We start from the raw sequence: 22,075 nt of genomic DNA, 5'->3' as shown, positions 1-22,075 counted from the left end.
GCTTAGGGCTTTTTTATTTTGCGTAAAAATATCTTTGACCCCGAAATTGACCCCGTTTTTCAATTATCAGCAAAGTTAGCAAACTTTAATGCAGTCTCTTTTTTCTTTTCTTTTACAACGTGGGTATAGATGTCGAGTGTAGTTTTTGAGTTTGAGTGTCCTAAACGTTCCTGTACTTCCTTGATCGTTGCTCCTGCTTCAAACAATAAGCTGGCATGAGTGTGTCTAAAACCATGGACAGTTATCTTTTTCTGTGGATATTTTTTATAGATCCATTTCAACCAGTCATTAACACTGTTAGGGACTAACAATCGGTTGCTTTTTTCTTGAGTAAAAACGTACTGCTTTGCATTCATTACGTTTATCCCAATTTTTATGAATCTTTTCTGTTGATCTGCTCGCCAAGATTGCATAATGCTAACCGTCTTAGGATCTAAATCTAATACTCTATTAGAAGATTTGGTCTTTGGCTCCTGCACAATAACCTGTTTTAAACGTGCATCGTAATAGATTGTTTTACTTATTTTTACCGTATTATTTTTAAAATTAAAATCTTTCCATTGCAGGGCTAAAGCTTCGCTTTTCCTTACACCTGTATAAGCAAGAAATCTAAAAAAAGCAATATACCGCAAATCGCCAATATCGTTTAGTGAGTCAAAGAAGTGTTTCAATTCGTTCTTAGAGTAAAAGTTATTGCTGTTGTCTCGTTTAGGAAGTGGGCGTGGCAAGGTAACTTTTGCCATAGGGTTTTCATCAATGATCTCTAAAGATATCCCATACCGCAAGATTTGGCTAACAGTGTTTTTAATATGTCGAGCTTCACGATAGTTCTTATACCAATAATTAACGCACTTTTGGCAAAACAAAACATTGATTCTTTGAATATTGCTGCTACCGAACTTAGGCTTGATATATCGTTCATATATTTGCCATGAATCAGTCGCAGTTGATTTTTTTACTGACAATTGATAATTCTCAAACCAAACTTCAAAGAGCTGCTGGAAAGTTCTAATGTCGCTCGTGTTGTCTGAGCCCCAACCTTGCTCTTCAAACTCAGTCTGTAATTTTCTAGCAGCTGACTTCGCAGATTTGATTGAGGTGAACCCACGTCGTGTTGTAGTTATTTGTTTGTTGGTTATCGGGTCCGTTCCTAAATATATCTTGAATTTATAAAGCTGCTTGCCTTTTTTGTTTTTATATTTCTGAATTGATGCCATATCAATTTTCCTCCTTAGTTGTTAGCCATTGCTAGGGTAGTTGTATCACCGCCTTTCAGTTTGAAGTTTTATTCAAACTCCATTTCGATAACTGATTCTTCTAGTTCATCCAGCACATTGTTTTTAGTAATAAAGTCGATCCAGGAACGTTGCGGTTCAAATTCGTTCCTTTTGACTTGTGTCTTAATTTTGTCGTGCACGTTTTCCATAAAGGTGTTGATCATCCCATCAACTGCACGGCTAATCTTTACTTCGCCCCATCGTTTCTTTTTAGGGCGATCGTTATTCTTACCAGTCTGGTATTCAAGGGCTTTTTCACTAAAGATTTCAATGGTCCGACTGTTGTTATTAATGTATTCTTCTAATTCTTTCTTGTTCATAGTATTTTCTCCTTTATAAAAAGAATATATGTTCCTTTCACGACTTAATTAAAACCCGCAGAAAGCGGGCTATGAGTATTGAAAAATGTCAATTTATTTTTTCTACATAGTCACCAATTTGTACTGGAGAGTCCGAATCTGGTAGACCTCCTGTAATTTGGCTTCGATCGACATTCAGATATTCTTGGTCAGTTGTACCGTTTATGGCACCCATTAAATTATTCATTGACCTCATTTGGTGGCCAATAGCTTGCTCCGCATATTTATTTTTAACTTTGGGAGTTTCTGCAATCGTCATACGAGGGTACACCTCAGTGGCAACAACTTTTCCCTTTAACTCATCTAGTGTTCCCAATTCTTCACCTGTGTCAGGATCGATAACCGGATCTGTTCCTTTTTTACCGATTATTTGAAACTTCTGGCCTATTTTTATACCTGAGTTTTTGCCACCGTTAATTACAATAGTAGTGTCATTGATTATCTTTGCTATTCTTAGTTTCTCCATTGCCAATTTTATTTACCTCCGTAACCAATTCAATTTTTTTGTAAAATTCTTCTCTTTCTTTAGGCGATATGCTCATCATTAATGTATTCAGAATAAAAGCGTTTAAATTCAGAGAATTTTTTAAATCGTCAATCTGCTCGTTTTTAATATCTATCTGTTCATTAAGACCATTTAGGTTTTCTTCTTTTTTGAAGCAGTTTAAAATGCAAATAAAACGGCTCACAAACAAACATATGAGCAAGGATAAAACGAGTGTGACTATCATGACTATAAAAATCGGTGTTTTATATTTTTCATCAATCCATGTCGTAAATGTTATAATAGGTTCAATAAAAGCTGATACAGAACCCCAGATGGTAAAAACAGCATAGAAAGAAGGAGGAATTATATGCTTAATATGTTTAGTCCATTTCAATCATCAACAGACTCCTTTCTCGGGTCCCTTTCATATTGGCGAGCTATAAATCTGCATATGGTTTTACTGATGAATAAAAATCCGAAACTTACCAGAAGAGACGCTAAAGATCTGGCAGTTCAAAAATATTCCGATCCTGAAAAACTTAAATATGACTTAGAAGAAATCTTGAACAGTCCTGATTAGGGCTGTTTTTTGTTTCCCATACGTATTTCCCGATCCCGCAGCAGGGCGGGCGGTTATTATTTCAAATCAAAGTCCATTGGTTGAGCACTTCCCATAGAGTCAAAACTATCAGAGTTAACAGCTTCATCAAATTGAAGTGTGACCTTATTAACCTTTTTTTCGTCTCCCTTATTAAGTAGTCCCTCTGCAGCAGTTCCCTTGTTTGCATTTGGAGCGACTTCTAAGCCTGTACCATCATCAACTAGGCCGGAGTCAATACCAAGATCTTGACCAGTGCTTGTAACAACTGATTTTAAGCCGTTAAGTTGAACGGTGTCGCTTGATGTATTTTTGACATTATAGTCAATATGAATCGTATAGTATGGGTTGGTTACTCCCGATGTTTGAAAACCATCATTTGCCATCTGTCTTTCATCATCGTTTTGCGGTTCGATTTTGTATAAAGAAATAGTGTTGATCGTAATTTCAAGCGGACCATCTTTAATAACTGATTTAGGAGCAGTAATTTTTTCTAGAGTTGTCTTGCCCCATGTGCTGTCAGTTTTCCATTGCCCGACTTTTAATAATGGGCCGTTTTTAATATGTTGGTTGTCTTTCTTTTCAGTTTTTCCTTTAGCAGATGCTGTGGTTTTCGGTTCCTTGCCAGCATTATCTGATTTATCAGCACTTGAACTCCCGCATCCGGCCAAAATCAAACCTACTCCCAAGATAGATAAAGCAGAAACAATGCTTCTTTTCATTTTTAACTCCCCCAAATATTTTCTCACGGCTTTTAATGTCAACGTGGATCGGATAATAAAAGCCTTTTTATATATTTAATAGTTGTTTTTTCTTAGCTTCAAACTCTTCTTGCGTCAATATGCCATCATCGACTAATGATTTAAGTTTCTTGAGTTGCTCTGTGATATCTGTTTCAGATGAATTAACAGTTTCAACTTTTTGTATCTTTTCACTGTCGTTTTCTTCGGTTATGCTATCAAGTAGGGCACAAAGATAGTTGCAGTCCTGATAGGCTTTTTCGGTAATCTTTCCACGTTTGGTCGATTCATTAATAAAACGAACAGTTAGCAATTTTCCATCTTTCAAAGAAATGTTTACACCCAACTCATCGACATATCCGTAGTTTTTGCCACCAGTAACTGCTCCAACGATTGCACCTGCTCCGCCTGCAATAATATCTCCGGTAATGGCTCTAGTTATCCCATGTCTCTTTTTTTCTGAATGTCCTTGATCAACAGGTGTGTATTTCAATACATCGTTGTATGAATAAGTTATATAGGGCGTCCAAGAATCTTTCTTTTCTAAAATAACTTTATCAACATTATCAAAATACAAATTACCGTATTTAGTAACATTATGATTCTTAATTCTTTCTTGATTCAAAACTTCAAGTTTAAATCTTTTCTCATGTTCTGCTTTCTTAGCAGCTTTTTTATTATCTTTTTCTTTTGCGTGAATCTCTTTAAAATCTAACTTAGTATCTGAAGACATAAGATTCTTGAAATCTTGAAACGTATTTTCTAATGCCCAAGAAGTGAGTTGAAACGTATTCCCTTTCAAAGCTTGCGAATAACATTCTTCACCAAGAATATTTTTATCCTTTAATTTTAAGCAACTGTCCGTAAATCCTATTTTTTTTTTACCACAATTAGCACATGTTTTAGCCATTTTTATATCCCCCTAAATTTATTTTTTGTTTTAGCAGTTTAATAACATATGTGTCATAGTTTTGATTAAGCTCAGTATCATTGATAAAGCTTACATAATTAACTTCAGAAGGGTCAAGCTGTGTCCTGCTGATATATTCATCAAGCATGCCTTTGATCATGGTTTTGTTAGCCTCGTTTTCCATCTCTTGTTTAATACCTTCAACCATTTCATACAGCACAGAATCTTCTCGATGAAGAGCTGCATGTGTCATTTCATGGAGTAAGGTTTTTTCTTGTTCTATCTCGTTAAGACGGTTATTTAGCACAATTATATTTGTCCCTGGTATGTAATATCCATCATGATCAAGATAATTAGAATACTCAATCGTAATGTTGTATTCACATAGCATATCCCTAATTTTACGATTCATAATACAACCTACTTTTTGTTCTTTAAATAAGCCTCGATAATTCTCCTAAGTATTTGACGATCGTTTTCAGTTGGCTCCTGTCCATCATATGACATAACTTCATCTAACATTTTATCAATAGGGTCACGATTGTCAGTATGAATTTCTTTTTGGTCAGTTCGGCCCAATAAATAATCTGTTGAAACATGGAAGAAATCTGCTACAATTTCAACTTTATCAATTCCTGGAGTCTTATTTTTCCAAGTATATAAATATCCACGAGCAAAGCCTAGCTTTTCTTCAAGCTTATTAATAGACAGATCTCGTTTTTTAGCAAGTTCTTTAATCCTTTCATAAATGCCCATTCGAGTACACACCTCTTATTTTTTGTTGGGATTTTTCATATTTACGTAATTTAATACGTAAATATTGTTGACTTACGTTCTATAGTATTGTATTATTATCTTGCAAGCGAAAGTAAAACAAATTTATAAAATGTAATAACGTAAGAAATGATGATATAAGCCACATCTGGCTTATTTATCTATACGCACATATTAAACTATTGAACGTAACTCGTCAATACATTTTGTAAATATAATTTACTTTTAAACGTAAGAAGGGAGGAATAACGATGACCAGCGAATTAAAAACCAAGGTAAAAGTTGCATTAGTTGTTAGAGATAAAAATCAACAATGGTTGGCTCGTGAAATTGGAATTAATCCAAGCCAGCTTTCAGACATTATCAATGGCAAACGTAAGGGCAAGAAAACTGATTTCTATGTAAAAGAAATCAATAAAATTCTTGGACTTGAATAGAAAGAAGGAAAAACAATGGGTGAACTTATTAAAGTAACGGTTAAAAATGATCAGCAGCTTGTTTCAGCTAGAGATCTTTACAAGGGAGTTCAAGTAACTACTCGATTCAGCAAATGGGTAGAACAAAATTTTAAAGACTTTATCGAAGGTGAAGATTTTACGAGCGTAACTGGAGTTACGGACATGCCAAATGGTGGTACAAGACCAATTCAAGATTATGCCTTAACGATTTCTATGGCAAAAGAGTTGTCAATGATGTCTCATACGGAACAAGGAAAAAAGTACCGTAAATATTTTATTGAACTGGAGCGCAAATGGAACAATCCAATGGAGATTGTAAAGCGTGGCTATTCAATTCTTCAAAACGAAAATACCAAATTAAAGCTGGAAAATAGTGAAATGAAGCCAAAAGCATTATTTGCCGATGCAGTATCTACAAGTAATACAAGTATTTTAGTAGGTGAGCTTGCAAAACTAATCAAACAAAATGGCTATGATATCGGTCAACAAAGATTGTTCAAATGGTTACGAAATAACGGCTATCTAATTGCTGGAAATCGATCAGATCGTAACATGCCAACACAGAAATCATTGGAACTTGGCTTATTCGAAATAAAAGAGCGTAGCTTTCAGAACCCAGATGGCAGCGTAAGAATCACTAAGACACCAAAGGTTACTGGCAAAGGTCAGCAATACTTTATTAACAAGTTTCTTGCTAAAAAGGAGGCTTAAAAATGAATATTAAAGTCGGCGGCATTCATTATGAGATCTTTGAAAAAGAAATAGTTGAGAATGACCCAAACGAATATGGAGTTTGCGTATACGCCGATAACCACATCGAAATTAAAAGTGGTCTTTCAGATGAACGTAAAACGCAAACGCTGATTCATGAATTACTTCATGCAATATTTTTTGAAGCAGGATACGAAGATCATGATGAAAAAATGGTTGATCAATTATCGTTAGTTTTGAATCAAGTTTTAAAAGAAAACGACCTAGCCGAATTGTTCGACTAGATCGCATGCAACTATTTCTCAGTTCTTACGCCTTTAAACTTAGAACCGTTTTGTTTAACATCCATAAACCTGCCAGTTTCTGAATTTCGTTTAACATAACGATTCGTCTTAGGGTTATAAGCTTGAGAGACCCTTGCGAGCGTTATTCTTTGGTGGATTTGTTGCCAAAGATTCACCTCCTTTCGCTAGGAGAATAACTCAATTATAGATGATTAAGAACTATAAAGGATAATCAATTGATTTAAATAAAGGAAGTGATTGTGATGGCAGAAATCAAGTTGGAAGTGCAAGAGGGGGCTGAAAAAGAATTCTTTGCACATCTGATGGAGAAGTTTGATGAAGAAGTTGAGAAAGCGGCAGAGCTTAGACAGAAACGCTATTTCACTAAGAATGAAGCTGTCAAATATCTAACATTAAAAGATTCTCGTTTCAAAGACCATGTTCGCTATTCGATACCTGTTGCAATGATCGGCACTCGTCTGGTGTTTGATCGTAAGGACTTAGATGAGTTCATCGAGCGGCATAAAGCGTAAGGAGATGAGGGCATGACACCAATGGAAAGTTTCGTGAGTGTGGTTGTTGCTTATTTCGCTATCTTAGGTGCAACCGAATATATCAAGAAGAGGTGGCGCAAATGAATGAATTTGACGGTTGTGCATTAGGCTGTATTTTCAGCATATCGTTCTGGATAACAGCGATTATTATCATTTGTTGGCTATTACTTTAGGAGGTGGAAAGTTGATAGAGATTATTAAGACAGGTTTGATTGTTAGTCTGATTGTTCTTCTGGACCATTTGGAGAGCAAGATCGAAGAAGAAAGGAAAGTGAAGCAAGATGAACGCAAGCATCGTAGAACTAATCTTGGCCGGCATTTTGACGATTTTAGTTAGATTCAATTTAATTGGGACATTGTTTTATGTCACCTTATCATTGCTAGTTGCTTTGCTTGCGGGTCACGTTCTAGTGAAGTTTGAGCACGAAGAAAAAGCCGTGGCTGAGGACCACGACTAGAAAAATATTCATGAAAAATATTTACACAGTAAGTATACCACAGGAGGCGGTCAATTTGGATCTAAACGAAATGAGCCGGGGAGAACAAGAAAAGAACATCAATCGTTACTTTAGCGACGTTCGCGAATCAATGAGCCGGTTGGATTATATCAGTTTCTTAGAGATTATGTATATCGCTTTTAGAACCAATATGAGAAACATCACTGATTTACGCATTGCAATGCGTTGCTATAACGAACGCGGCAGAATATTGGAGGAAATGAAACATGAAAACGATTAAATTAGACAGCTTGAAGATCCACAATTTTAAAGGCATTCGAGATTTTGAGTTAAAAGCTGAGGGCGAACCAATCGCAGTTAGCGGAGCAAACGCCACAGGTAAAACCACGATCTTCGACGCTTTTACCTGGTTATTGTTTGGCAAGAATAGTGAGGACGCCAAGAAATTCAACGTGAAGCCACTTGATGACCAAGGCAGTGAAGTTCTCGGACTTGAGCCAGAAGTTGAAGCCACTTTCGAAATTGACGGACAGCAGAAAACGTTACGCCGGGTTCTAAAAGAAAACTGGGTCAAGCCTAAGGGTCAACTTGAAAAGCAACGTAAGCCGGACACAACGAAGCTCTATATTGACGATGTACCACAGAAACTGAAAGAGTATAGCGAATATATCAATTCTTTGATCAACGAGGACGCTTTCAAGATGATCACGAACCCTGCAGCATTTACGGCACTCCATTGGGAGAAACAACGTAATGTCTTAACTGATATTGCTGGAGAGTTGACTGATCAAGAAATTATCAAGTCAGACAGTAAGCTCAAAGATTTATCCGACTTGCTCGGGGATCATTCAGTTTCGGAGCAAAAGAAGATCGTTGCGAGCCAGAAACGACAGATCAAGAAAGACATTGAGAGCATTCCATCTCGGATAGATGAGGCTGAAAGAGGCAAGCCTGAGCTGATCAGTACGCCTCAGCCACAACTAAGAGAGATTGTCGAGACTTATAAGCTCAATCTCTCAAAAGCACGTGAGGACGTTGTGCAAGCTCAAAATATGGACGCCACTGTCGAACTAGCTTTGAAGAAGGACCAGTTGCAGTCAAGCTTGCAAGTTAAAAAGAATAACTTTGATGCCGGGATTCAATTAAAGATCGGTGGTCTAAAAGAAGACTATGACAAGCAACTTGATAAGCAACGTGAAGCAAAGCAGATTATGGATAACGCAAAGCTTGAGTTTTTAAAAATGGCGGCGTTTGTCGATGGCCTAAAAGAAGACAGGGAGGATCTACTAAAACAATATCACGCCGAAAAAGAAATCAAGTTTGATGAAGGCTCAACGGTTTGCGAAATGTGTGGTCAACCACTGCCAGCGGATAAAGTCGAAGAGATCAAGGATAGCTTTAATCAAAAGCATTCTGAAAAATTGGCAGACATTCTTGCTAAAGGTAAAGAAGAAGCTAGCAAGATCAAAGAATATGAGAAGAAATTCGAAGATGCTAAAGCCAAATCTAAAAAACTAAAAGTCAAGTTCAATGATGCCAAGCAACATGCTGACGAACTCAAACAGGAATTAGACGCAGAACAAGCACAGTTGCCAGTTTTCGAAGATTCGCAAGAGTACCAGGACACACAGAAACAAATTGCAGACATTGAAGAACAGATCAATGGAGGTCAAGCCTCAAACGATAAGGCTATCCAAGAAGCACAAGCCAAGGTTTCAGATATTGAGAACAAACTCGAGAAGGTCCAAGTTGAGTTACGCAAATACGAACAAGTAAATACGCAGGATCAGAGAATTAAAGAACTTGAGGATGAAGAAGCTAATTTAAAACAAAAGTTTAACGAGCTGGATAAAACCGAGTATCTGATCGACCAGTTCACGAGAACTAAGGTCAGCATGCTTGAGAAACTGATCAACAAACGTTTTAAACTTGTTAGTTTCAAATTGTTCAATCTGCAAAAGAATGGCGAGCTTGACGAAACATGTGAAGCATTAGTCGATGGTGTGCCGTATTCAGATCTGAACAACGCTGCACGGATCAATGCCGGTTTGGACATCATCAACACCTTATCAGACTACTACCAAGTCCAAGCACCGATCTTTATTGATAACGCCGAATCGGTCAACGACATTTTAGAAACTGAAGCACAGCAGATTGCCTTAGTCGTTACCAAGGCCAAGAAGTTAACAGTTAAAGCAGCTTAATTTTAGGAGGAGAAAATTATGAATCAAGTAGCACAAATCCAAAGAGATATCACAGATCAAGTTAGCACCAAAGTCGAAAGCTTGACAAAAGGCGGGCTTGCTTTGCCAAAGAATTACAACTATCAGAATGCTTTGAAATCAGCATTCTTCGCTTTAAATAAAGTCGAAACAAGAGACAAAAAACCGGCTTTGCAAGTTTGCTCAAGAGATTCGATTGCAAATGCCTTGCTTGATATGGTCACACAAGGACTAACACCGGCAAAGACACAATGCTATTTCATTGCATACGGTCGTGAGATTCAGTTGCAGCGGTCATATTTTGGGACGATCACGGTTCTTAAATCCCTTGACGATATCAAAGACATCTATGCGGATGTCGTGCATGAAGACGATAAATTTGAGATTGCAGCCGAAGAAGGACGCATGTTGATCAAAGATTTTGAACCCAAATTTCAGAACTTAGATAAGCCGCTTGTTGGGGCCTTTGCAGTGGTTGAGCGGGTAGACGGTCAGAAGATATATACGATTATGACTAAGAAACAAATCGACAATAGTTGGAGCCAGGCAAAGACTAACAAGGTACAAAATAAATTTCCCGAAGAAATGGCCAAAAGAACGGTGCTCGATCGTGCGGCTAAAATGTTCGTTAACACTTCGGACGATAGCAACCTCGATTTTGACGCCATTCAGCGGACGACAGACAACGAGTTTGAAGATGATAGTACAGAAACCCAAGTGCGCAAGAATATTACCGAGAACGCCAATCAAACCGATTTTGAGCCGGATAAAGAAGAACCTAAGCAGATTCAGAACTACCCGCAAACGAACCAGACCGGTACCGTTATTGAACCTGAAAAAGAAACAGTTGCACAGCAACCAGTAGATCAGACAGAAATTGAAGATGAAGATGTTGAGGAAGAAGACCAGGAGGTTGAACCATTTTGATCAAAGTGACTGTTTTCGGATCGGGCAGTAGTGGAAACTGCTACCTGTTGGACGATGGGCAGAGCCAGTTAATGATCGAGGCTGGATTGTCCTATAAAAAAGTTGCTCCCAAGATGAACTTTGATTTTAACAGAGTTAGAGCACTGCTGATAAGCCATGAGCATCAAGACCATGCCAAACATGCTAAAGAGTTTGCAGAGCATTCACAGGCGGTTATTTTGGCTTCTAAGGGGACGCTCAAAGGAATGCAAGGTAAAGGCTGGAATACAGATTTTAGATTTTTACCCTTAGCAAATAGATCGAGCGTCACGATAGGAAGTTTCACTATACAAGCATTCTCAGTTGAACATGATGCAATTGAGCCGTTAGGGTTCTTGATCACGTCAGGAAAGGACAGGCTGCTTTATGTGACGGACAGCTGTTTTGTAAAGTACAAATTTAAAAATGTCACGCAAATGATGGTCGAGATGAATTATTCAAAAGATGTACTGGATGAAGAAGTTGAGCAAGGTGTTGATACAGCAAAGTTTTTACGCAACCGAATTTACAGCTCACATTTCGAAATGCAGAACTCACTTGAGTTTATCAAGTCGAACATGTCAAAAGCCTTGCAACAAGTCATTTTAATTCACGTTTCAAGTACCAATGCCGATCCGGAACTTTTTAAAAGCCGTACACAGCGCCTGACAGGCGTGCCAGTGTACCTAGCAAACGAATTGAAGGTGTAAAAATGCAAGAATGGCAATTACAAGCAGCCGCAGAAACATTTGGCTATGAAGGTATCTGGGACGTTCCAGAAGATGAGATGGAAGAAGTAATGAGTTTAGCAGAAGCAATGGGTGATTAAGATGTGGCTACCCGCTTTTATTCGCAAAATTGTAAATAGCAAATTTGCTGAATTGACCGTCGTTTTGCAAGAAAAGTTGAATATTGAACATCTGAAAACGATGTATGACGGAGATTTGAGCAAGGTCTATGCCAGAATCGAAATTGTTGATCCACGAAAAGCACGACCGGCACAAAGAAAGCTGTTCTTTGCCCTATGCAACGACATTCAAAGCTGGGCAGGTGCTCCGATGAAAGACTTCTTGAAAGATTATTTTTACACTGCATATTCGATCGAAAACGACGGAGCCGAGATCAGCTTGGCAGACAACACCAGCAATTCAGTTTCAGACGCCAACAGATTGCTAGATATAGTTGTTGATTTCGTTTTCGAATGGAATGTCCCAATCAAAGAAAGTTATGAGCTATTGCCAAAAAATGAGAACTGGTTTCTATATCAGTGCTGCAAGCACCGCGAATGTTTCGAGTGTGGCAGACATGCCGACATTCATCACGTAGAAACAATTGGTATGGGTGGCAATAGATTGAAAGTTGATCATACCAAACGACGCGTGATGGCGCTATGCAGAGAGCATCACAGGGAAATCGAGCAGATTGGACGATCAAAGTTTTCGGCTAAATATAAGTTGCCGGTCAATGGAATCAAATTAGACGTTGAAACACTCAAGAAGATAGGTGTTAAAGGAAACTATAGGGAGGAGGCTGAAAATGTCAGAGAATAAAAAATACTTTTATCTCAAGCTCAAAGATAACTTTTTTGACAGTGACGAGATGAAACTGTTGGAATCAATGCCGGATGGTTATAAATACTCAAATATTTTGCTAAAGCTTTATCTCAGGAGCTTAAAAAACGAAGGACGTTTGATGCTTAATAATCACATCCCATACAGTGAACAGATGATTGCAGGCGTCACAGGCCATTCAGTTGGCGATGTTAAAGCAGCACTTTCTGTATTTCAAGATTTAGGCCTAATTGAAAAGCTAGATAACGGAGCAATCTACATGCTAGACATTCAGAACTTTATCGGGCAATCAAGCACAGAAGCCGACAGGATAAGGAAATATCGCACTAAAATTCAATCTGAAAAACAACAAATCGAAGCTCCAAAAAACAAGGGTGTACAAATGTACGACAAACGTACACCAGAGTTAGAGATAGAGTTAGAGAAAGATATAGATATAGAGAAAGAGACAAACCAACAGCAGCAGAATGACAAAAGTACAGAGCAAAAATCGTCGGTTGGTTTGTCGACAAAAGAATACTGCAATAAGATCGTCGACTTTTATCAGTTCAAGTGCAATTTCGGACAGTTTACCCCAATTTGGTATCAAGACCTAGATCAGGATTTTGCTGACTGGTTGGAACTTAATAATGATCCGGAAGAAGTAACTAATATCTTTTGTTTAGCCTTGAAAGAAGCAGCGAGCGTTAAAAACGTTAGAAAACCATATCAGTATGCGCAAGGTATTCTTGATAATTGGGAGCGAAATAAGCACGTAACACTTTCAGATATCAAAGCGGAGTTAGTTAAAAAAGAAAGTGGATCAAGCGGCAAGGATCGGACTTACAACTACCGCAAACGATCCGTTGTTCAGAAAGAGCAGTTACCTGACTGGGCTGGCAAAGAACATGAAGATCAAAGAGCAAGTCCGGAAGTTAAGGCTGATTTGAACAAACGCATGGAAGAACTGGGGTTGAAGAAATGAAAAAGAACGAGCAGAACACAGAGCCGGTTTATCACGAAATGGATATCTTCGAATGTTTAGCAGAGATAGGAGTTGATGAAAATGAGCAGAAGAAAAGTAACAGGTAGATCTCGCATTATCAACTGGGATAAGAATGCACATACCGTCGTGCGTGGCAGTCGCGAACCGTATAACCTCGGACCAATTTATAAATCCGGCATGGTCGACCAAAGCAGTAATAAAGCGGATTTAAAAAATTACAAAGTTATCGGACACGATAAAGCCAACCAAATCAAAAATAAAGCACGTGAGAAACGTGTGGAGATGTCAAACGGTAAATTGTACGTTTAAGTGTCGAAAACGTTCAGAGGACAAATTAAGGAGGTATAACGACATGACTGATAAATTACTTTCGTTAAGAGTTGAAGCTAATAACATACTATACGACGCATTAAGTGACCTGGATAAATTTGAAAATGTTAATCCGAATATTCTGCAAATCATAGATAGGGCTTACGAGCTCGGCAAAACAGACACCGTCAATAAAATATTGAACGGAAAAACATTAGGAGGCAGCAAATGAATCTAAGTCAATGCAAGGTATTCGACTGGCTGACATTTACAGCACGGATAGAAGGCGGGGCAATAGTAGATATATACGCAAGCCTCTACAACAACACTGCTCCTGGTGGTCAAACCGATGTTTTGATGGCCAACGCAGAACTTAACGACCTGGGATATTCTGGCACGATCTCAGTCTATAACGTTCTTGGACGGCTAGGCTTAGGGGCACACGATTCTGTATACAAAACCCGAAATGATTCTCTTTTAGACGAGAAACTTATCCGCTCACTGGCTGGGAGATGCACGACTTATATCGAGATAACCGCCGTCCTTAAAGAAGAACATGGCATAAAATTTGTACCCAAAGCGCTAGCGTACTATATGCGTCAACACGGTATATGGGAAGAAATAGCTGACATGAAAAGGCATAGAAGCGTTCGTTATTTGGTCAAGGATGGTAGAACTACCATGTTCAACAACATGCACGATGTAGTCGAATTTTTGGGGATACCCAACGGTACGATCTTTAACGAGAAAAACAAGAAGCATCCACGTTTCAGAGTATTTACCTGGAAAGAACATGTGAGAGGAGACGACAGCAGATGCAAGATATAAGACAAAAAATTGGCCACGAAATTGAATCCTATCAAGAACTTGCGGGAAAGGTGCTACACGCCTCTGGCAGTTTAAGTGACAAAGAAAAAGCGAATTTTGAAATCAAACTGAACGATCAATGGAAAATAATGCGTGACCCGTACAACTATATTCTTTGCCAAACTAAAATTGCCGAGGAAGGCAAACGAGCAGGCGAAGAAGTGATTGCTGATAAATATTTCTATCTGTCGTTAGATTATGCACTGTATGGATTTATACGTATGCCAGATGTCCATGACGACGTTATAGTTCATCAAGTGGAAGATTATATTAAAGTGATCGATGATGCACACATGGCGGTTCAAAGAGCTTTAAAAGATGATGTTGAAAAATGGGAGGCTGTCCATGGCAAGTAGGAAAGATGCAATCGCAGCGATTCAAGATTATCCAAACTTAGAGATGAGGATCTCCAGGAGAAAAGAAGAAATCGAATATCCTTACCAAGTTGATGAAGATGAAAACATTGGCGGTGGACGCCCTCAAAATGTGCGGAGTGAAGTTATCGAAAAAAAGCTGGAGAAAAAAGATAATGACCCAGTTTTGAAATTCTATCTAAATCAGCAATATGCAGTTGAATCAACACTTGCGAAATGTGTCAAAAAAGATGTTAGAAGTCTTTTGGATGATGCTACATATGACATAATATATGAGTTTTATCTAAGAGAAACGCAAATATATAATGCTGATCAGATATCCGAAAGGGTCAATCTTTCAAGGCGTGCAGTGTACAATCGCAGAGAGGCTTTTGTCGAAGCAGTTCAAGCTAAGTTAAACTAACATGCACAGTGGGTGCACAGAAACCCATGAATTAAGTTCTATAATGGTATTATAGAAAATTCTTTAAAGAGTGTTCTATGAACATAATTAATGGTTTTTCTAATTTTTTCTCCTTTGCTAAAATATGGTGTGGCGGTCATGATACCGCCGTGGTAGTGCCTGGTGACGTGATTTTTCTACGGCTGAATGATTAGAGTACGAGCTTCCTTTCTCACTGATATATACACAGTAGGTTCGATCCCTGCTACTGCCATTGGTTCACCGATCAACCGTTAGCCGGGATATAGGCTAGTCCCTGACCAGGGACATACATAGTCCGAAAAGACATAAAACTATGAAATGCCTCCAATAAAGCCTAGCTATTGAAGCTGGGCTTTTGTATTATTAAAGAGGAGGCGAGTTAACTATGAAAGAAGAAAAGTTAGAACCAAGGGAGTTTATTCAAGAGTTAATGAATATCCTCAATACGGACAACGATAAAAATGTGTTAGTACGAGGATATTTTAACCAAGACAAGTTGACAGCAACCCTTAACGCTATTGAAGCATCAAACCTTAATAAATGTGTTTTTGTAACAGGAAATGTAAGTGAGGTGCCAAGATTATTTAATGGATCTTTGAAAATAGGATTTAAAAAAGTTAAATTGAATCAAAATTATAAGATTGGTTCTTTAAATTTAGAATTTATTAAAAGAAACCAATTTATTGAGGAAAATTTTGCTTTTGATAAGGACATTTCTATATTTTTTCCTGTGGAAGGAATACTTTTTGACGACGATGAAACAAAAAAATTTATAACGAAGTTAAAACATTCAAAAGCAAAGAAGAACATTTTGGTTACAACCAATGATTATTCTGATAAAGCAAAAAAACTTTATTCCCAAGTAGATAGAGTTTTGATACTAGATACTTCTAAGCTAAATAGCAAAAACATAGAAACAATGAAAACATTAACTAAAAACCTCAAAAAGCAAGGGGGATTGCCATATTAATAAAAGCAGCAGCTATTAAGCTGCTTTTTTTGTGCAGAAAAATAGGAGATGTGTAATTATGAACAGACGAACGGGTTGTATTATATCGATCGTAGGTACTGCATTGAGTTGGGTAGTCGTGTGGTATCTGTTCAAGTTCTTTGCTTGGTTGTTTCTGAAAATCGTATTGTAAGGAGATGATAAAAATGCCTGTATTGGCAAATGCAAGACAAGAAAAGTTCGTTCAAGGCCTAATACAAGGCATGAGCCAACGGAAAGCGTATCGAGCAGCCTTTAAACAGTCGAAACGATGGAAAGACAATACCGTAGACGTGAAGGCTAGTCAACTAGCGCATGACAGTAAGATTTCGATAAGGTACAAGGAACTACTTGAAGAAGCACAAGACAAAGCCATAATGACCCGAAAAGAGCGCATGGTTAAGCTATCGGATATAGCCGATGACGAAGAGCATCCTAATGATCAAATGAAGGCCATTGACTTGTTGAACAAGATGGATAACTTGTACATTCAAAAGAACGAAGTCACTGGCGATATGAAGATAGTTAACCCATACAAAGGTTTGACAACCGAACAACTTATCAAGTTAGCAGATAGCGGTGGTGCTGATGATTGACGCAAGCATTAGATTGCAAGCAAAGATCGAATTGGCCCGCCGTGATTTTTTTAGATACTGCAATCTGCTGGCACCCGAGTTCTACAAGTTTGATCGTGAATATCTGAGGGAGTTCTGCAAAGCACTGCAGGAGTTTCCTGATAGTGATGATGATATTCTAGTTGTTAACATGCCTCCGAGAATGGGAAAAAGCAGGAGCCTGACACTATTTACTGAATGGTTGCTTGGCGAGACCCCGCACATTAAAGTCATGACTGCCTCGTACAATGAGACGTTATCAACGGTGTTTTCTAAGAATGTCCGCAATGCTATTCAAGAATTGAAGGCTGATGAGAGCATTCCAGTCTACTCCGATGTCTTTCCTAGTACCAAGATCAAGTATGGCGATGGCTCGATGAATCTGTGGAGCTTAGAAGGAGGATATAACAACTACTTAGCGACATCTCCTAAAGGTACGGCAACAGGTTTTGGTGCTAATATCATGATCATTGACGATCTGATCAAGTCTGCAGAAGAAGCCATGAATGCTAATGTGCTAGAGCAACATTGGGAGTGGTTTACCAATACCATGCTTTCACGTTTAGAATCTTGTGGGAAGATCGTTGTTGTTATGACTAGGTGGCGCAGTCAAGATCTGGCTGGTCGAGTGATGGACGAGATGCCAAAACAAGGCTACAAGGTCAAAACGATCATGATGAGAGCGATGCAGTCCGATGGCACAATGCTATGTGACGATGTGCTAAGCCGAAAAGAGTACGATCGTAAGGTTGCGGTGCTTAGCCCTGAAATTGCAGCAGCTAACTACCAGCAGGAGCCAATAGACACTAAGGGCGCATTGATACCGTATGTTAAGACCTATACGGAGCGCCCACAGTTCGAGGCTATCTTGTCGTATTGTGATACAGCTGACGAAGGCTCTGATAACTATGCTAACTTCATCTTTGGTGTAACACCTGAGAAAGAAGCATACATCCTTGACGCTATCTATACTAAAGAGCCGATGGAAGTCACTGAACCATTAACGGTGCAGAAATACATGGAACATAACGTCAACTTCGCATTGATCGAATCTAACAACGGTGGCCGTGGCTTTGCTAGAAATGTTATCGACAAGATGAATAAGCAAGGCTGGAACAAGACAGTTGTCAAGTGGTTCCATCAGACTGGTAACAAGAATGCCCGTATCTTATCTAATGCTAGCTGGGTAGTTGAACATGTGTACTTCCCAAGCAATTGGGGTACAAGATGGCCAAGACTGTATAAGGACACTATGCACTACCAACGTGAGGGCAAGAATGAGCATGATGATAACTTAGATGCTTTAGTCGGCATCTGCGAAATGCTAACAGGTCAGCGTGTATCTGACGATGAACGCAAGCACCGCACATTATTTTAGGAGGTGGTAGAAATTACAAGTAGAACATATGACGGTAAACCATTAAGAATTATGAAGCGGCAGCAGGTGACGGCGGGCAAAGCAAACTTGCAAGGTGATAATATACTGCGAGATTTAACACTGCTTACCTTACCATATGATAAAGGGCAATTACGCCGTATAAGTGAAAACAGCGACATCTTACATCAATGTATTGATGCCTATGTGCAAAATACTGTCGGCTTTGGTATTGATACGGAGTTCACGGATAACGATGATACTAAGGGACGTGAGAAAGAAGAAGACAGTGAATCTAATGCACTGTTGGAAATCATGAATAGTTTTTCATTCGATCGTCCAGTTAACAAAGTTCTGGGAGAACTCAAGCGACACGTTGAAGAGTGTGGCGATGGCTTTCTTGAAGTGCAACGCAATCAAAAGGGCGAAGTCGTCGGGGGCGAAACTCTGCAACCTGAATACATGCAAGTAACGAAACTGAACGATGTCGAAGTCGATGGACAGACGCGCCGGTTTCGTTATTTCGTGTATCGTAACCCGAGGGAAGACGCTGCTAACAAGTCGTCGGTATGGTACAAATCTTTTGGCGACCCGACACCACTCAATGCCGATGGTTCAATTGCTAAAGGCGGCAATGGGAATGCAACAGAAGTCATGCATATAAAACTGGGTGATCACGATGAACCTTACGGAGTGCCACGTTATATTGGTGTACTAATTAAGATTCTAGGCAGTCGCAAAGCCGATGAGCTTAATTATCGATACTTCACGCAAGGAAGACACGTGCCACTGGCTATTGTTGTTTCTAATGGTCAATTGACTAAAGAAGCCGAGGACACACTAAGCACGTATGCTAATGATGTAGGCAGCGAAGAGCTACAACATAAGTTCATGGTGCTGGACGCTGAATCTAAGAGTAATCAAAGCCCAATGGGACTGAATGAGAAACAGAACATGCCGAGTGTTAAGATCGAACATCTGGCGGACGTGTTGCAGAAAGACGCTTTATTCCTTGATTACAATGAGAACGTGGTAAAGATGGTACTATCAGCATTTAGATTGCCGCCTGTTTATGTTGGACTATCAAGTGACTATAATCGTGCCACAGTCGAAACTGCTAAGCAGACGACAGAAGAGCAGGTGTTCCAACCTGAACGAGTTGAGTTTGAGTGGTATCTGAACAAGTTATTTGAAGAGTACGGCTTTAAACATACCCGACTGGTATTAAAGACACCTAATCTAACCAATGCCGATGATACGGTTAAGGTTATCCAAACTGGAGTTCAAGCCAATGCACTTGCACCAAACGATGTTAGACCGTTGCTCTCACGATTGTTAAACGAGCCGTTAGCGCCGTTTGACGATGATACGTACAATTATCCTGCTGGACAGCAGAAAGTACCACAGCAGGGCACTAGCGAGCTGATAGAGCAACAACTAACACAGCAGGTTGCTAAAGCATACGGCAAAGGTGAACTAGCTGCACAAATCAGACAGACATTGCGAGGTGTGGTGAATGAACATCATTCAACTGGCACTAGCTGAGCAGGTCGATGAAGATAAGCAGTTAAGAGCTTTGCTGGAAGAAATGGGAGTTAAGCATATCGATATTGTGGTGGAGTATATCCGCAATATTGGGGATAACTTGCACGATATTCTGGCGATGGACCAGCAACAAATACAAGAGATAGCGGACAGAGCGAACGAGAGCAATTTCGTTCAGTATCTGCCTGCTATTTGCCTGCTATTTGGTTAGCTACTCAGTTCGGAAAGCGAGACTTCATTGCTGACTTTGAGGCAAAGATCAGCCCGCAGTTATTGGAATTCTATGATCGTTATGGTCAACTGATTGCTAAAGATTTCAAGCTTGACTATTTCCCCGAGCTAATGGCTCAACGTAAAGAGTACGAGCATTGGGTCGATGGACTAGGGAAGATGATGAACCAAAGCAACGAGAACACAGCCGGTAAGTTAATCAGACAGGCACTAGCCGAAGAAAAAAGTATCGACTGGTTAGCTGAGAAGTTGGAGAGTTCAGGACAATTCAAATATAACCGAGCCCGACAGACTGCACAGACTGAAGTTTTTCGTGCTTATTCCAGCACTGATTACAGTTCGTATATGGCAAATGACAATGTTATCGGTCTGGAATGGAATCATGACAGTCCTAAGACGCCACGAGAGAATCATATGGCGATGGATGGAGTACGAATTGCCAAGGGCCAGACGTTTAATGTGGGTGGCTATGAAGTACGGTTCCCACGTGATTATAATTTGCCACCGGCTGAGAGTGTTGGATGTCATTGTTTCCTAACGCCTGTTATGGTTGGAGAAAGCTTAAATTGAAAGGGGGTGAGTAAATGCGACAACTGAAAAATGTTACTGTAACACATGTATCATATGTTGATAAGGCTGCTAATAAGCGGTCTTTTTTATTGACTAAAAGCGCCGATGGTAAGCCCAACTTCGAAACACAAGTCAAGCCTTTGATTAAGGTGGATGATCCGCAAAAATTAGTTTATGGCGTGGTTTATGAGCCTGATGTCGAAGATAGCCAGGGCGATGAAATGAGCGCTGATGAAATCGAAAAGGCTGCTCATGGCTTTATGCAAAACTATCAACAGATCGATAAACAACATGATTTCACGACACATGCTGGTCAAGTAGTTGAAAGTTATGTAGCACCTGCAGATATGGAGATCGGTACACAGAAGGTAACTAAAGGCACATGGGTCTTGGTTACAAAAGCGACTGATGAAATTTGGGACGCTATTCAAAAAGGAGAATTCACCGGCTATTCATTAGCAGGGCAAGCTGAGGTGTTGGAGAAGTCCACTAAGGACGATTTTGAACAAAGTAAGCCGATACATGATGTGCTTTTAGCCGTGAATGTTTTTAGAGATAACGTTGACGAAGCTATTTATAGTTCGCGAAACCCCGACATTGCATCTAAGCTAAATTCGGTCTTACAAGAAGCCGATGAGTTTAAAGAAGTTATTCAAGGTATTAACCCTGATGGTATACAGAAAAGTAACAAGTTAAAACAAACGTTGAAATCATTATTCAAACCCGAAAAGGAGAGTGACGATATGGAAGCTAAAGAAATGCAAGAACTGATCAGTAAAGCGTTAGAACCAGTCAATAATAAACTGGAAGAATTGGAAAAGGCTAACAAGCCGGAAGACAATCAAGAGCCAGAAACAAACGAAGAAACAGAAGCAATTACTAAAGCTGTTCAAGAAGCTGTTAAACCAGTGAATGAACGGCTTGAAAAGTTGGAAAAGGCTCGGACTTCCAACAAAGCAAACGATGTTGAAGTAACTAAAGCACAAGACAACAACGTACCAAATTATGTTGATGATGTCTTCCCTTTGGACTAAAAGAAAGAAGTGAAATACATGGATAATCAAATTTTAATTAAACAAATGCACTCGATCCAAAAGGCTGGTAACAATGTTACTTTGCGCGATGATAATGCTCGCGCTTTTGTTTTGGATCAGATTGCACAGGCTGGCACATTGCCAAAATTAGGCGCTTACTTTGCTTTAAGTGGCACTGGTTCGATCGACAGCTTAGGCGTTAAGTCTCGGACGTTGAAACAGCACCAAGGCGCTGCAACTAAGCCAGATGGCACTGATATTGCTGAAGAAGGTTCTGTACCTTTCACATTGGTTGCAATGTACCTTGATACATGGATTGAAAACAGCAATACATTCTATACTGCTCGGACTCGTGGCCAAGATGTACGTCAGGCATTGCTTACATTGATGCAACAGCAGTACGCAGCAGAT

31 protein-coding genes and 1 pseudogene are annotated in these 22,075 nt (G+C 39.3%); 24 read left to right on the top strand and 8 right to left on the bottom strand.

The features are described 5' to 3' along the window. Window positions 1-59: 59 nt before the first annotated feature. The 8 genes from FC65_RS02715 to FC65_RS02675 form a co-directional block, all read right to left on the bottom strand. Window positions 60-1,217 (bottom strand): tyrosine-type recombinase/integrase, encoded by a 1,158-nt coding sequence (locus FC65_RS02715; RefSeq protein WP_056971462.1) that lies wholly within the window; start codon window positions 1,215-1,217, stop codon window positions 60-62. 68 nt (window positions 1,218-1,285) lie between these two features. Further along, entirely contained in the window at window positions 1,286-1,597 is a 312-nt protein-coding gene (locus tag FC65_RS02710; protein WP_056971461.1) for a hypothetical protein, read from the bottom strand. 88 nt (window positions 1,598-1,685) lie between these two features. Further along, window positions 1,686-2,108: a hypothetical protein gene (locus tag FC65_RS02705; RefSeq protein ID WP_056971460.1), complete on the bottom strand. Its 423-nt coding sequence runs from the start codon at window positions 2,106-2,108 to the stop codon at window positions 1,686-1,688. Then, window positions 2,068-2,517 carry a hypothetical protein gene (locus FC65_RS02700; protein WP_056971459.1) on the bottom strand — a complete coding sequence of 150 codons (450 nt, stop codon included), beginning with the start codon at window positions 2,515-2,517 and terminating at the stop codon, window positions 2,068-2,070. Before FC65_RS02700 ends, FC65_RS02705 begins: the two co-directional genes overlap by 41 nt. Window positions 2,518-2,759: 242 nt before the next feature. Then, entirely contained in the window at window positions 2,760-3,443 is a 684-nt protein-coding gene (locus FC65_RS02690) for a hypothetical protein (RefSeq protein WP_056971457.1), read from the bottom strand. 67 nt (window positions 3,444-3,510) lie between these two features. After that, on the bottom strand, window positions 3,511-4,371 hold the full coding sequence (locus FC65_RS02685) for an SHOCT domain-containing protein (protein WP_056971456.1): 861 nt from the start codon (window positions 4,369-4,371) through the stop codon (window positions 3,511-3,513). Continuing rightward, on the bottom strand, window positions 4,364-4,783 hold the full coding sequence (locus FC65_RS02680) for an ImmA/IrrE family metallo-endopeptidase (RefSeq protein ID WP_056971455.1): 420 nt from the start codon (window positions 4,781-4,783) through the stop codon (window positions 4,364-4,366). Before FC65_RS02680 ends, FC65_RS02685 begins: the two co-directional genes overlap by 8 nt. An 8-nt stretch (window positions 4,784-4,791) precedes the next feature. After that, the gene (locus FC65_RS02675) at window positions 4,792-5,127 is read right to left on the bottom strand and encodes a helix-turn-helix domain-containing protein (protein WP_056971454.1); all 336 of its coding nucleotides are present in this window, start codon (window positions 5,125-5,127) and stop codon (window positions 4,792-4,794) included. A 269-nt stretch (window positions 5,128-5,396) separates the two neighbouring features. Between FC65_RS02675 and FC65_RS02670 the strand changes: the two genes are divergently transcribed. From FC65_RS02670 to FC65_RS02560, 24 genes and pseudogenes are all read left to right on the top strand, one after another. Beyond that, window positions 5,397-5,582, top strand: coding sequence for a helix-turn-helix domain-containing protein (locus FC65_RS02670; protein ID WP_056971453.1), 186 nt, complete (start codon window positions 5,397-5,399; stop codon window positions 5,580-5,582). Between the two features lie 15 nt (window positions 5,583-5,597). Further along, a complete protein-coding gene (locus FC65_RS02665; protein WP_056971452.1) occupies window positions 5,598-6,314 on the top strand; it encodes a phage antirepressor KilAC domain-containing protein in 717 nt (238 codons plus the stop codon). A 2-nt stretch (window positions 6,315-6,316) separates the two neighbouring features. Continuing rightward, window positions 6,317-6,598: a hypothetical protein gene (locus tag FC65_RS02660; RefSeq protein ID WP_056971451.1), complete on the top strand. Its 282-nt coding sequence runs from the start codon at window positions 6,317-6,319 to the stop codon at window positions 6,596-6,598. Between the two features lie 263 nt (window positions 6,599-6,861). After that, window positions 6,862-7,131, top strand: coding sequence for a DNA-binding protein (locus FC65_RS02655; RefSeq protein WP_056971450.1), 270 nt, complete (start codon window positions 6,862-6,864; stop codon window positions 7,129-7,131). 205 nt (window positions 7,132-7,336) lie between these two features. Next, entirely contained in the window at window positions 7,337-7,489 is a 153-nt protein-coding gene (locus FC65_RS11780) for a hypothetical protein (protein ID WP_156408561.1), read from the top strand. Between the two features lie 176 nt (window positions 7,490-7,665). Next, on the top strand, window positions 7,666-7,890 hold the full coding sequence (locus FC65_RS02650) for a hypothetical protein (RefSeq protein ID WP_056971449.1): 225 nt from the start codon (window positions 7,666-7,668) through the stop codon (window positions 7,888-7,890). Continuing rightward, window positions 7,877-9,814, top strand: coding sequence for an AAA family ATPase (locus FC65_RS02645; protein ID WP_056971448.1), 1,938 nt, complete (start codon window positions 7,877-7,879; stop codon window positions 9,812-9,814). Before FC65_RS02650 ends, FC65_RS02645 begins: the two co-directional genes overlap by 14 nt. An 18-nt stretch (window positions 9,815-9,832) precedes the next feature. After that, window positions 9,833-10,759 carry a recombinase RecT gene (locus FC65_RS02640; RefSeq protein WP_082618971.1) on the top strand — a complete coding sequence of 309 codons (927 nt, stop codon included), beginning with the start codon at window positions 9,833-9,835 and terminating at the stop codon, window positions 10,757-10,759. Window positions 10,760-10,764: 5 nt separating this feature from the next. Next, window positions 10,765-11,487: an MBL fold metallo-hydrolase gene (locus tag FC65_RS02635; protein WP_235803063.1), complete on the top strand. Its 723-nt coding sequence runs from the start codon at window positions 10,765-10,767 to the stop codon at window positions 11,485-11,487. A 120-nt stretch (window positions 11,488-11,607) separates the two neighbouring features. Beyond that, window positions 11,608-12,327 (top strand): putative HNHc nuclease, encoded by a 720-nt coding sequence (locus tag FC65_RS02630; protein ID WP_056971463.1) that lies wholly within the window; start codon window positions 11,608-11,610, stop codon window positions 12,325-12,327. Beyond that, window positions 12,314-13,312: a phage replisome organizer N-terminal domain-containing protein gene (locus tag FC65_RS02625; RefSeq protein WP_056971446.1), complete on the top strand. Its 999-nt coding sequence runs from the start codon at window positions 12,314-12,316 to the stop codon at window positions 13,310-13,312. The genes FC65_RS02630 and FC65_RS02625 overlap by 14 nt, the downstream gene beginning before the upstream one ends. A gap of 81 nt (window positions 13,313-13,393) precedes the next feature. Further along, window positions 13,394-13,642 (top strand): hypothetical protein, encoded by a 249-nt coding sequence (locus FC65_RS02620; protein WP_056971445.1) that lies wholly within the window; start codon window positions 13,394-13,396, stop codon window positions 13,640-13,642. Window positions 13,643-13,685: 43 nt separating this feature from the next. Beyond that, window positions 13,686-13,874: a hypothetical protein gene (locus FC65_RS02615; RefSeq protein ID WP_056971444.1), complete on the top strand. Its 189-nt coding sequence runs from the start codon at window positions 13,686-13,688 to the stop codon at window positions 13,872-13,874. After that, complete coding sequence (locus tag FC65_RS02610; RefSeq protein WP_056971443.1) at window positions 13,871-14,470, top strand: hypothetical protein; 600 nt, start codon at window positions 13,871-13,873, stop codon at window positions 14,468-14,470. The genes FC65_RS02615 and FC65_RS02610 overlap by 4 nt, the downstream gene beginning before the upstream one ends. After that, a complete protein-coding gene (locus FC65_RS02605; protein WP_056971442.1) occupies window positions 14,458-14,865 on the top strand; it encodes a hypothetical protein in 408 nt (135 codons plus the stop codon). Before FC65_RS02610 ends, FC65_RS02605 begins: the two co-directional genes overlap by 13 nt. Then, window positions 14,855-15,286 carry a hypothetical protein gene (locus tag FC65_RS02600; protein WP_056971441.1) on the top strand — a complete coding sequence of 144 codons (432 nt, stop codon included), beginning with the start codon at window positions 14,855-14,857 and terminating at the stop codon, window positions 15,284-15,286. The genes FC65_RS02605 and FC65_RS02600 overlap by 11 nt, the downstream gene beginning before the upstream one ends. A gap of 406 nt (window positions 15,287-15,692) precedes the next feature. Next, a complete protein-coding gene (locus FC65_RS02595) occupies window positions 15,693-16,277 on the top strand; it encodes a restriction endonuclease (RefSeq protein ID WP_056971440.1) in 585 nt (194 codons plus the stop codon). A 185-nt stretch (window positions 16,278-16,462) separates the two neighbouring features. Next, window positions 16,463-16,891 carry a terminase small subunit gene (locus FC65_RS02590; protein WP_056971439.1) on the top strand — a complete coding sequence of 143 codons (429 nt, stop codon included), beginning with the start codon at window positions 16,463-16,465 and terminating at the stop codon, window positions 16,889-16,891. Next, window positions 16,884-18,287: a phage terminase large subunit gene (gene terL, locus FC65_RS02585; RefSeq protein WP_056971438.1), complete on the top strand. Its 1,404-nt coding sequence runs from the start codon at window positions 16,884-16,886 to the stop codon at window positions 18,285-18,287. Before FC65_RS02590 ends, terL begins: the two co-directional genes overlap by 8 nt. 66 nt (window positions 18,288-18,353) lie before the next feature. Continuing rightward, window positions 18,354-19,829 carry a phage portal protein gene (locus tag FC65_RS02580; protein ID WP_162257040.1) on the top strand — a complete coding sequence of 492 codons (1,476 nt, stop codon included), beginning with the start codon at window positions 18,354-18,356 and terminating at the stop codon, window positions 19,827-19,829. Beyond that, window positions 19,801-20,040 carry a hypothetical protein gene (locus tag FC65_RS02575; RefSeq protein ID WP_056971436.1) on the top strand — a complete coding sequence of 80 codons (240 nt, stop codon included), beginning with the start codon at window positions 19,801-19,803 and terminating at the stop codon, window positions 20,038-20,040. Before FC65_RS02580 ends, FC65_RS02575 begins: the two co-directional genes overlap by 29 nt. Further along, complete coding sequence (locus FC65_RS02570; protein WP_056971435.1) at window positions 20,022-20,630, top strand: phage minor head protein; 609 nt, start codon at window positions 20,022-20,024, stop codon at window positions 20,628-20,630. Before FC65_RS02575 ends, FC65_RS02570 begins: the two co-directional genes overlap by 19 nt. A gap of 14 nt (window positions 20,631-20,644) precedes the next feature. Next, the gene (locus FC65_RS02565; RefSeq protein WP_056971434.1) at window positions 20,645-21,664 is read left to right on the top strand and encodes an XkdF-like putative serine protease domain-containing protein; all 1,020 of its coding nucleotides are present in this window, start codon (window positions 20,645-20,647) and stop codon (window positions 21,662-21,664) included. Between the two features lie 18 nt (window positions 21,665-21,682). Continuing rightward, window positions 21,683-22,075, top strand: a pseudogene (locus FC65_RS02560) (phage capsid protein); the annotation flags it as partial.

It is taken from the genome of Ligilactobacillus acidipiscis DSM 15836 (genome assembly GCF_001435755.1).
Lineage (GTDB): Bacteria > Bacillota > Bacilli > Lactobacillales > Lactobacillaceae > Ligilactobacillus > Ligilactobacillus acidipiscis.
This window is presented reverse-complemented; position numbering and strand designations above follow the sequence as displayed.

Excerpts from the sequence above, each read along its gene's own strand:
- FC65_RS02715 (WP_056971462.1), bottom strand. The coding sequence starts at position 1,217 with ATGGCATCAATTCAGAAATATAAAAACAAAAAAGGCAAGCAGCTTTAT.
- FC65_RS02710 (WP_056971461.1), bottom strand. The coding sequence starts at position 1,597 with ATGAACAAGAAAGAATTAGAAGAATACATTAATAACAACAGTCGGACC.
- FC65_RS02690 (WP_056971457.1), bottom strand. The coding sequence starts at position 3,443 with ATGAAAAGAAGCATTGTTTCTGCTTTATCTATCTTGGGAGTAGGTTTG.
- FC65_RS02685 (WP_056971456.1), bottom strand. The coding sequence starts at position 4,371 with ATGGCTAAAACATGTGCTAATTGTGGTAAAAAAAAAATAGGATTTACG.
- FC65_RS02680 (WP_056971455.1), bottom strand. The coding sequence starts at position 4,783 with ATGAATCGTAAAATTAGGGATATGCTATGTGAATACAACATTACGATT.
- FC65_RS02675 (WP_056971454.1), bottom strand. The coding sequence starts at position 5,127 with ATGGGCATTTATGAAAGGATTAAAGAACTTGCTAAAAAACGAGATCTG.
- FC65_RS02670 (WP_056971453.1), top strand. The coding sequence starts at position 5,397 with ATGACCAGCGAATTAAAAACCAAGGTAAAAGTTGCATTAGTTGTTAGA.
- FC65_RS02665 (WP_056971452.1), top strand. The coding sequence starts at position 5,598 with ATGGGTGAACTTATTAAAGTAACGGTTAAAAATGATCAGCAGCTTGTT.
- FC65_RS02660 (WP_056971451.1), top strand. The coding sequence starts at position 6,317 with ATGAATATTAAAGTCGGCGGCATTCATTATGAGATCTTTGAAAAAGAA.
- FC65_RS02655 (WP_056971450.1), top strand. The coding sequence starts at position 6,862 with ATGGCAGAAATCAAGTTGGAAGTGCAAGAGGGGGCTGAAAAAGAATTC.
- FC65_RS02645 (WP_056971448.1), top strand. The coding sequence starts at position 7,877 with ATGAAAACGATTAAATTAGACAGCTTGAAGATCCACAATTTTAAAGGC.
- FC65_RS02640 (WP_082618971.1), top strand. The coding sequence starts at position 9,833 with ATGAATCAAGTAGCACAAATCCAAAGAGATATCACAGATCAAGTTAGC.
- FC65_RS02630 (WP_056971463.1), top strand. The coding sequence starts at position 11,608 with ATGTGGCTACCCGCTTTTATTCGCAAAATTGTAAATAGCAAATTTGCT.
- FC65_RS02625 (WP_056971446.1), top strand. The coding sequence starts at position 12,314 with ATGTCAGAGAATAAAAAATACTTTTATCTCAAGCTCAAAGATAACTTT.
- FC65_RS02620 (WP_056971445.1), top strand. The coding sequence starts at position 13,394 with ATGAGCAGAAGAAAAGTAACAGGTAGATCTCGCATTATCAACTGGGAT.
- FC65_RS02615 (WP_056971444.1), top strand. The coding sequence starts at position 13,686 with ATGACTGATAAATTACTTTCGTTAAGAGTTGAAGCTAATAACATACTA.
- FC65_RS02610 (WP_056971443.1), top strand. The coding sequence starts at position 13,871 with ATGAATCTAAGTCAATGCAAGGTATTCGACTGGCTGACATTTACAGCA.
- FC65_RS02605 (WP_056971442.1), top strand. The coding sequence starts at position 14,458 with ATGCAAGATATAAGACAAAAAATTGGCCACGAAATTGAATCCTATCAA.
- FC65_RS02600 (WP_056971441.1), top strand. The coding sequence starts at position 14,855 with ATGGCAAGTAGGAAAGATGCAATCGCAGCGATTCAAGATTATCCAAAC.
- FC65_RS02595 (WP_056971440.1), top strand. The coding sequence starts at position 15,693 with ATGAAAGAAGAAAAGTTAGAACCAAGGGAGTTTATTCAAGAGTTAATG.
- FC65_RS02590 (WP_056971439.1), top strand. The coding sequence starts at position 16,463 with ATGCCTGTATTGGCAAATGCAAGACAAGAAAAGTTCGTTCAAGGCCTA.
- terL (WP_056971438.1), top strand. The coding sequence starts at position 16,884 with ATGATTGACGCAAGCATTAGATTGCAAGCAAAGATCGAATTGGCCCGC.
- FC65_RS02575 (WP_056971436.1), top strand. The coding sequence starts at position 19,801 with ATGAACATCATTCAACTGGCACTAGCTGAGCAGGTCGATGAAGATAAG.
- FC65_RS02565 (WP_056971434.1), top strand. The coding sequence starts at position 20,645 with ATGCGACAACTGAAAAATGTTACTGTAACACATGTATCATATGTTGAT.